This window comes from Anaeromicrobium sp., assembly GCF_025210435.1.
In the GTDB taxonomy this organism is placed as follows: Bacteria; Bacillota; Clostridia; order Peptostreptococcales; family Thermotaleaceae; genus Anaeromicrobium.
The window spans coordinates 1-8,629 of record NZ_JAOART010000034.1 but is presented as its reverse complement, the minus strand read 5'-3'; the positions used below and the strand labels follow the sequence as shown (position 1 = coordinate 8,629).

At 29.7% G+C, this 8,629-nt stretch carries 6 protein-coding genes and 3 pseudogenes; 5 read left to right on the top strand and 4 right to left on the bottom strand.

The window, feature by feature from the left end; genetic code table 11:
- Window positions 1–384: glycerophosphodiester phosphodiesterase family protein (locus N4A57_RS04250; protein WP_293656335.1), on the bottom strand; the 384-nt coding region annotated here is incomplete at its 3' end.
- Between the two features lie 725 nt (window positions 385–1,109).
- Between N4A57_RS04250 and N4A57_RS04245 the strand changes: the two genes are divergently transcribed.
- On the top strand, window positions 1,110–1,598 hold the full coding sequence (locus N4A57_RS04245) for a prolyl-tRNA synthetase associated domain-containing protein (protein WP_293656334.1): 489 nt from the start codon (window positions 1,110–1,112) through the stop codon (window positions 1,596–1,598).
- Between the two features lie 158 nt (window positions 1,599–1,756).
- On the opposite strand, the gene N4A57_RS04240 is transcribed toward N4A57_RS04245, so the two are convergent.
- The 3 genes and pseudogenes from N4A57_RS04240 to N4A57_RS04230 all read right to left on the bottom strand — a co-directional run bounded on the left by N4A57_RS04240 (window position 1,757) and on the right by N4A57_RS04230 (window position 5,055).
- On the bottom strand, window positions 1,757–3,574 hold the full coding sequence (locus tag N4A57_RS04240; RefSeq protein WP_293656333.1) for a WG repeat-containing protein: 1,818 nt from the start codon (window positions 3,572–3,574) through the stop codon (window positions 1,757–1,759).
- Between the two features lie 166 nt (window positions 3,575–3,740).
- Window positions 3,741–4,697 (bottom strand): annotated as a pseudogene (locus N4A57_RS04235) (IS4 family transposase); the annotation flags it as partial.
- Between the two features lie 253 nt (window positions 4,698–4,950).
- Window positions 4,951–5,055, bottom strand: coding sequence for an IS3 family transposase (locus N4A57_RS04230; RefSeq protein ID WP_442863855.1), 105 nt, complete (start codon window positions 5,053–5,055; stop codon window positions 4,951–4,953).
- On the opposite strand from N4A57_RS04230, the pseudogene N4A57_RS04225 reads away from it, so the two are divergent.
- The 4 genes and pseudogenes from N4A57_RS04225 to N4A57_RS18645 all read left to right on the top strand — a co-directional run.
- Window positions 5,056–5,280 (top strand): annotated as a pseudogene (locus N4A57_RS04225) (IS1380 family transposase); the annotation flags it as partial.
- A gap of 232 nt (window positions 5,281–5,512) precedes the next feature.
- Window positions 5,513–5,902, top strand: a complete 390-nt coding sequence (locus N4A57_RS04220) for a BlaI/MecI/CopY family transcriptional regulator (protein ID WP_293656332.1) — start codon at window positions 5,513–5,515, stop codon at window positions 5,900–5,902.
- 46 nt (window positions 5,903–5,948) lie between these two features.
- Window positions 5,949–8,162 carry a M56 family metallopeptidase gene (locus N4A57_RS04215; RefSeq protein WP_293656331.1) on the top strand — a complete coding sequence of 738 codons (2,214 nt, stop codon included), beginning with the start codon at window positions 5,949–5,951 and terminating at the stop codon, window positions 8,160–8,162.
- 176 nt (window positions 8,163–8,338) lie between these two features.
- Window positions 8,339–8,491 (top strand): annotated as a pseudogene (locus tag N4A57_RS18645) (DUF2726 domain-containing protein); the annotation flags it as partial.
- Between the last annotated feature and the right edge of the window lie 138 nt (window positions 8,492–8,629).

Genomic DNA, 8,629 nt, shown 5'->3' with positions numbered 1-8,629 from the left:
TATAAGATCCCATACTTTTTCTTCTATTCCTAAATATTCAAAAATACCCGTTTTTAATTCTATATTTGTAACAATATCTTTATCTTTTACAAATTCACAGTATTCTCTTAAAGTAGGTATTTTATTAATTCCATATTTTCCCGTATATATATATGAAGCATCTAATTTTGAAAGTTCTTCATATGTATAATCTTGTATTCGTCCTTCTCCTCCAGTTGTTCGGTTAACAGTTTCATCGTGAATGATGACTACTTCTCCATCTTTTGTTAATTGAACATCTAATTCAATACCATCCGCACCAATTTCTATTGCTTTTTCAAAAGCAAGCATTGTATTTTCAGGATATTTTCCGCTAAAACCTCTGTGTGCAAAATTTTTAATCATTTTCTTATCCCCCTAAAAAATATCTTTTATTTTGTATCAAAAAAACGATTTCATGAGGGGTTTAAATAGCTAAATCAAGTTTTTCCATACTATTTACTATTGCAATAACAAGATTTCCTTCTATTTTCTCATACAATTGATAATTCATATACATCCCCTCCTAGAGGGTCTCAATACTTTTAACCCCTTCGATAGCTATTGGTGACATAAAAAAGCGTACAAAATCAAACCCATTTTCATAAGTCTATTTGTACGACTCTCCATTTTTCATGTTTTTTATATTAAGTTCATGGGTATTATAGCATATACTTTTTCTCTTGTAAATATTTTCTTTGTGAAATTTTGCCAAAATTCTCTATTATTCTTTCCACATTTCTCGCATCTGTATTCTGCAAATCCATAGTTAATATCACTACACCTCAAGGCTTTTTTACAGTTTCATCAACACGCCCCCTCATTAAAATAAGACTTGTTAAAAATTTGACTTGCATATATAATGCAAGTTCGATGCCAAATTATCATTTTTTATAAATTTTGACAATATAAAGGAAGAGAAAACGTTGGCATCTCAATGATTATGTAAATGGATTTCATTTTTGGCTGTGTGAAGGAAATACTACAAATCAAAAAAATATGCTTAATATGGAAGGTTTTTCTAAAGATTAGTAGTAATAAATGTATATGGAACGGATTATTATTTTAACGTGGTTTAAGGAGGATACATTATGAATCAGGATAAAAAAGTATATGAAGTATTAGAGGGATTAAATATTCAATATGATATTCATGAACACCCAGCCGTATTAACGGTAGATGATGCATTAGAATATTGGAAGGATATTGAAGGGGTTCACTGTAAAAACCTATTCTTTAGAAATCAAAAGGGTAAGATTCACTATTTAGTAGTAATGAGCCATGACAAAGCACTAGATATTAGTGACTTGGGACAAAAGACTGGAGCAGGAAAACTTAGCTTTGGGTCAGATAAAAGATTAGATAAATATTTAGGATTAAAAACAGGAGCTGTTTCGCCCTTTGGTATTATCAACGATGAGAATAAGGAAGTAAGAGTATATATAGATGAGGATATAATGAAGGGTGAAAAAGTGAACTTTCATCCTAATGTGAATACTGCAACCATAAGCATATCTTCTCATGACTTTAGAAAGTTTTTAGACCAATCAGGAAATGAAGTTAAATATATAAGTATATAAGGTATATTCAAAAAATAAATTAGTCATTTTACTGGATATTTGAATTATTTTCTTTCTTATGGAATCCTTTGCATATGTTTAATATGCTGGCTCACCATGCCTTGAAAATAATCCAAATTTCTCAGAAATATCTGACTAGTTTATTTTTTTTATATGCCTTATTTCATTAAATGAGTAGGTAGGATAGAATCTGGAGGAGGTACGGGCATTCCTCTATGAGTAATACCATAAGGAATCAATAGTCCTTCATCTGTAAGAATGCTATTTACACTTCCAAATCCATAGTGACACTCTTCATCTTTATAAGGGTGTAAAACAAAGGCTTTTATACCTTGGGGAAGTTTTTCTCCCCTCCTATAGTCAGACCAATTGCCGCCACATGGAAGTTCATCCTTTTTCCTATCATCCCAAAATTGAACATAATAGCTTGTGTTTTCCCTTAAATCGTATTGATCAATATTTTTTTCTTGAGAAATGAGCTTACCACCCATATCATAAATATGGAAAATATCACCTTCTAAACCATAAAAGTAGGAATCCTTTAATAAAATATGATCAAATTTTTCTTTAAGAATCACCTGACCACTTAAATTACATATGCCATATTTTTTTCCTTCCTTAGAAAATCTTATATAACCCTCTTCATAGACCCTAATTTTTTTATATTCTGCTGGAAGGATTAGACCTTTTTTTATATCCATTAGACCAAACTTGGCACCATGAAGACCTTCAGCAGAGCTGAGCCCAGTATATTCTCCATCTTTTAAAAAGGCAAAGAGATCGTTATGTACTCTTCCTGCATCCTTGAAATCTTCATTAGTTACTCTCTTTAGATTTGTATCTATAAAGGTATATCTTTTATTAGGAAGTTTAACAAGGCTATAGCCATTATGGAATGTATAGATCTTAATATATTCATTATCTGAAAGAATTTCTTTATCATTATCCTTATTAATTATTAAAATGGGGTCTTTGTAATATTTACTAGAAAACATTAAATTGTCTTTTATATAAAATACTTTATAACCCTCCCTATTAGAGGTATAAAATTCATTGAAACTATTTCCTTCTTTTTTATAAACTTTGCCCATTAGATCCTTAGTTTGGACCCATATATGATTTTCATCTATTACATTAATTGATTGAAAATCTTCATTAAAGAGATCATTCCCATTAAAATCATATATTCTATAGGGTGAATTTTTTCTAACTTGTTTAGAAATAATATAATCTTTTTTTACAGTTATATATAAACCTTCCTCATCTTTAAATAGATCTTTTATTAGGTGACCTTCATGGTCAATTATAGAATAGTAACCATTATTTAATGCTAAAAGGTTCTTAGTATCATTTTCTGGAAAGTATATATGACTAAATTGAGGTTTCACAATTAGGTTTGTATTTATATCTACTAGACCATATCCTTTACTTGTAAGTAGAGGATAAAGTTTTTGATTGCTATAAGCATCCCTATTAAATGAAAAGAAATAAGGAATTTGGAGTTTTCTTAATTCTTTTAAACCAATTAAGGAATATCCTCCCGTATTATAAGTTTTGGCTTCTTTATCATCTATATATACTTTCACATTACTTTTATAAATACTTCCCTTGTCCCTTAACTTGATACGGTTCTTTTTTAAAAGATCTTCATCTATAGAAAAGTTCATATCTTCAAAATAAGGTGTATTAGTTTTTTTACCTGTATTTTTTCGTGTAAAGATGGTTCTGCGCCTAAATGATGACCATTTTTTATCATATCCTAGACCTTCTAGGTCTTCCACACAGATGAATATATCCCTTTGTCCTTCTATATTATAGGTATTTAGATAAATGGTGTGGATACCTGTATTAAAGAGAACTTCTTCAGAAGATTTTTCATAAGAACCTTCAATTTGTGGTTCTGTAAAAGAAATAGAGGGAAACAATATAATCCCAAATAAACAGATGAAGCTTAAAATTAATTTTAGATTTTTCATAAGGACCTCCTAGTGGTGAAGTTTATATATTATTTAATAGTAGCAGAAATTTGAAAAAATTCCCATGTGATTTTTCATATGCCTAATATGAAATGTTCTATATGATTCATAGCGTTTAGAAGGCATCTTCAACAAAACAGTTAATAGAAAAATTCAAGCGTGTTGATTATGAAATATTTACCATATAATTAACCTTCATTTGCCTTATTTTCTCCATGACAAAATAAACTGATACTCTTACTTCTGCTTCGAGATTATCAGAACATAACTTTCTTATAAACTGTATTAATGATAATTTAACATACTTCCATCTTTTAGACGCTTGAGCATATACAAAATACAAAAGAATATATGCCATTAATGCACAGAAAAGCTGATTATATACAGCATTCTGACTTGTTCCGAATAATCTTTTTACATTTAAATTCTGTTTTATGAATCTGAAAAAAGTCTCCACTTTCCAACGTTCTTTATAAATATCAGCAATTTTTTCTGGATGAAGATACATTATATTTGTACAGACTCTGATTGTCTTTCCATTAAAATCTTTGAATTTAACAAATCTAAATCTATTATTTGTTCTTTTTTCTCCTTTTCCTAACTTACAAGTAATATCTTCTATTATTGTAGAATCCTCTTGCAGAATACTTTTTAAGGAGCTAGGATAATAGGTTGTTATATTTTCTTTTATTCTAATAACAAACCATTGTTTAAATTTTTTAAATTCATCAAAACGTGTTAATTTGCCATATGCACGGTCTTCAACTAAAATAGATTCTGAATTGGCTAATTTTTCTCCTACAGGACCATCATGCCTTGATGCAATAGTTTCTTCTACTTGTGAGGGTGTCATTTGAGTCACATTTAAAGCTATATGTAGTTTCACGCCTGATTTTTCTCCCTTAAATTTTGCCCATGGCATACGATTTTTACCTACGGTAATAGTAGTAGAATCAATAGCTAATAAATCTTTAGGAAGATCCAAAGCCCTTCTTGTTGAACGATTACATTTGTTAGCAAGTATATGAAAAAGTCTTTTTGTAATTTCATAATCTACTGAACTTGCTTTCTTTGATATAGTAGAGTAATCTACTAGTGTAAGTCCAAAATCACTCAATTTTTCAGTACTTTGTCTAAAACTTTTCTACTCACCAATAGCTGCTGCTACAAAATATTGAAGTAATGTATATACAGTAAATTTTCTAGATGTATCTTTATATCCATTATAGTGTTATTCTTTTTCATAAAGAGTACTTCTTTTCTAAAATATTTGTGTGGTTAGATACCAAATATTTTACATCAGAAGTACTCTTTTTTCTACCTTTTTATGGATAATCAACACGCTTGGTAAACGGTGTTTGGACTGTCAACATTTTTTAGACAACTTTTTTAAGGTGATTTATTTTATACTGATATGGTGTTAAATAATCTAATGACGAATGAATTCTATAGTTATTAAACCAATTAACATAATCATCTATTCATATTGGTCAAATGAAGCAATATTTTAAATGATGATGCTGGCATATAATCTTTTTCTAATGTTCAAATTTGATTTTTTGAGCAATTTAGAATACAGACATCAAATTAAAACATTCCGTTTGAAGTATGTTTTTCTTGTTGCTAAAGTCATTAGAACTGCAAGCTATGTGATTATGGCGCTGTCTGAACAATATCAGTATAACTATGTGCATGAAAGATGCTTATCCCGAGAAAAAGAAATCGAGTATTACGATGCCTCCCTCAATAAAATGTTTTTAAAATTCTTCGTAATTAAAGCATGAATGACAGTAATTTTAATTTGACGTGGAATTTTGATATTTCAAATTTAATCCATTATTTGAATATTTAAGTAAAAAAGCTTGACAATTTCAATCTACATATGTAGACTGTACTTAGATTTACACGTGTAGATTGAAATGAATAGGAGGTTCAAAAATGAACAATATCCCGAGTATATCTAATTCTGAACTAGAAGTTATGAAGTTTATTTGGAAATCTAACCCTATTACTTCTGATGAGATTATATCAGAGCTATCTCAAAAAATGAATTGGAATCCACAAACTATTAAAACTTTTATCACTAGATTGGTGAAAAAGGGAGCGATAGGGTATAACAAATCTGGTCGTAACTATCTATATTATCCTATTGTTACACATAAAAAATACATAATGACTGAAAATAAATCTTTTCTTCGAAGAGTATATAATGGAGCTATTGATAGACTATTTTGTAATTTTATAGATCAAGAGAATCTTACAAAAGAAGATATCGAAAGAATACAAAAGTTATTAGAAGATAAGAAAAAAGAGAATTCTCAAAAGTAAAATTAGAAGATAAGAAAATTCGAAAGATATAAAAGGAGTAATAGTTATGGATATTATAAATATTGGATTTATATCTGTTGTATCAGCTTCATTTACAGCAAGCATCACAGCATTACTAATCCTCTTATTTAAAATCTTATTTAAAAAACATATAAGTATACGATTTCATCACACCCTGTGGATCATAGTACTACTTAGGTTTATCATGCCTATTGTCCCAGAGAGCCCCATTAGTGTATTTAATTTTTTACCTTCTACAGAGACACAGATTAACAGTACTCTTTCAAATTTAACGTCTTCTAACAATGATATATACGATAAAATACAACCTACGCAGGATGATATAGAAATTGATCAATACACGACTTACCCTAAGGATCACCAAAGAAGTCAAAATGCTTTATCAATCCCAAGTGTTAAAGATAATGGGAGTATAGCAGACAAGTATAGCAAAACTATAAAAATACTCTCAATAATTTGGTTTACAGGGTTTTTAGTGATGATTGTAGGTTATATAATTATTCAATTTAGATTTAGAAAAAAAATAACATCCTTCACAAAACTTAGAGATCTAGAACTAGTATCTATAGTTGATAAATGCAAAAAAATAATAGGTATAAAAAGCGAGGTATATGTATACATCAGTGATGATTTTAAGAGCCCGTGTATTACAGGGGTGTTTCGCCCAAAGATATACATTCCAAAAGGGATAGAAACTAGAATAGGATACGATCAATTTCAACATGTGATTTTACATGAACTTACTCACTATAAGAGAAAAGATTTATTATATAATATCCTTGCAATAGTGGATGCATCAATCCACTGGTTCAATCCACTTATATGGATGGTTATAAAGAAAGAAAAAATTGATAGAGAGTTAGCTTGTGATGCTTATGTATTAGAGTTACTGGGTGAAGAAGAAGCCGTATCCTATGGCATGACTATTATAAAGGTTACCCGCCTTTTTCTAACAAATCAAAATCGATTGGGATTTGCAAGCTTTTTAGGTACAACAGGACAATTGGAGAGGAGAATTAATATGATTAGAAAATTTAGAAAGAATTCTTTTAAAATGAGAGCCATTGCAATAGTAGGAAGTATTATAGTAAGTGGTGCAGTACTTACAAACCCAGTTAATGCAAATGAAAATATTTTTATTACAAAATTATCTAATCAAAAAGTAGAGGCAGTATCAAAGGACAGTGGGAAGGAAAAGAAGTTTATAATAGATGCATATGAAAAGGAGTATAAAAATTTAGATAGCTTAGAAAGTGATGTGGATTTTAAGTTTAAGGTACCTGATTTTTTACCCCCTAGTTATGCGCCATGTTCACTATGGCTTATATCAAATAATAGAATAGAGTGTGGATTTGATAGCACGGATAATAGAAACAGTTTTTATTTTGATTTACATATATCGAAAGAAGATCCTGCTGCATATTTAAAAGAAGAAGCCGAGCGTTCTTTAACAGAAGTAGTTAGTAGGAAACCCCTTCAACTTGGTAATATTAAGAGCGAAAGTCTTGAAACGAAGCGATCTTTTTCTAACGATAATTCTGAAGAAAAGATCCTTCCTATAACTAAAAAATATTTTGTATTTAAGCTTGACAGCATGTTTTATGCAATAGAATATATGCGTTACAGAGGAGATGAGCTTGAGGGAGAAATTTCTTTGGCTGACATACAAAAAATGGTTGAATCCATTGAAAATCCAAAGGATATTAAGAATATCAACTATGCTGGTTGTGGGAGTAGAGCATTCGACATATATGATATTGAAGACGTTAAAAATGCAAGGAAAGCCCTTGGATTCAACTTTAAGTTACCACTAGAAACACCACATGGAGATATAGGGAGTTCATACATACTAGAGGATTCTCTTATCACACGTTACTATGGTTCAGATGTTATAGAAGTCCCTATCAAATTTACGCAAAGCAAAGAAATGCCAAAGTACTACAAACAATTTAAAGAGAAGGGCTTACTAGTGCTTACTAATAGAGACAAAAGTGAATATAATACAGCTAAAGGAGAATTGGTGACTATTAATAATAAAGAAGTTTTTAAAGAAAAACTTATGTATGGATCGCAAGAAGGTGGAAAAGGGCCATATATAGATCTTAGCTATAGGTGGCAAGAAGATGATATCTACTATTCCATTAATTTCGTTGTTGGTGATAAGACCATAAGTGATATTGATGAATATATAAAGTTCTTTATGGATGCAAAAGCTGTTGATAATAATCTCATTAAGTAATTCCATAGCAGAATGTTTTTTAAAACAGTAAAAACTAGCCTCGACGATTTCTTTAGTCAATGATTGCTAGCGTATAAAAAATTATCACCGCTACTCGACGTATTATCATCTACACAGAACGCAGAAAGCACAGGGACAGGTACGTCGGTTAATTAAAACAAGTTTTATTATGTAGATTTGATACGTTGGAGCTAATTTGTGGTATAGAGTTGGATGATTCATCTCATCAAAAGAAATCAAGAGTTGAGAGGGATGCTTTTGTTGATGAATTGTTCGATACAGCCAAAGTGTTACTATTAAGATTTAAAAATAAGAGAAGTTATTTCTAAAATGGTATCTATAGAATGGACACTTTGAAAAAAAGTGTTTAGACTATGGGTACTTTTTTTATACAATATAATATAAGAATAGGAGGCTATTAAATGAGCAAAATTTTATTCACTAAAAAAGATATTAAAAAACTTAAT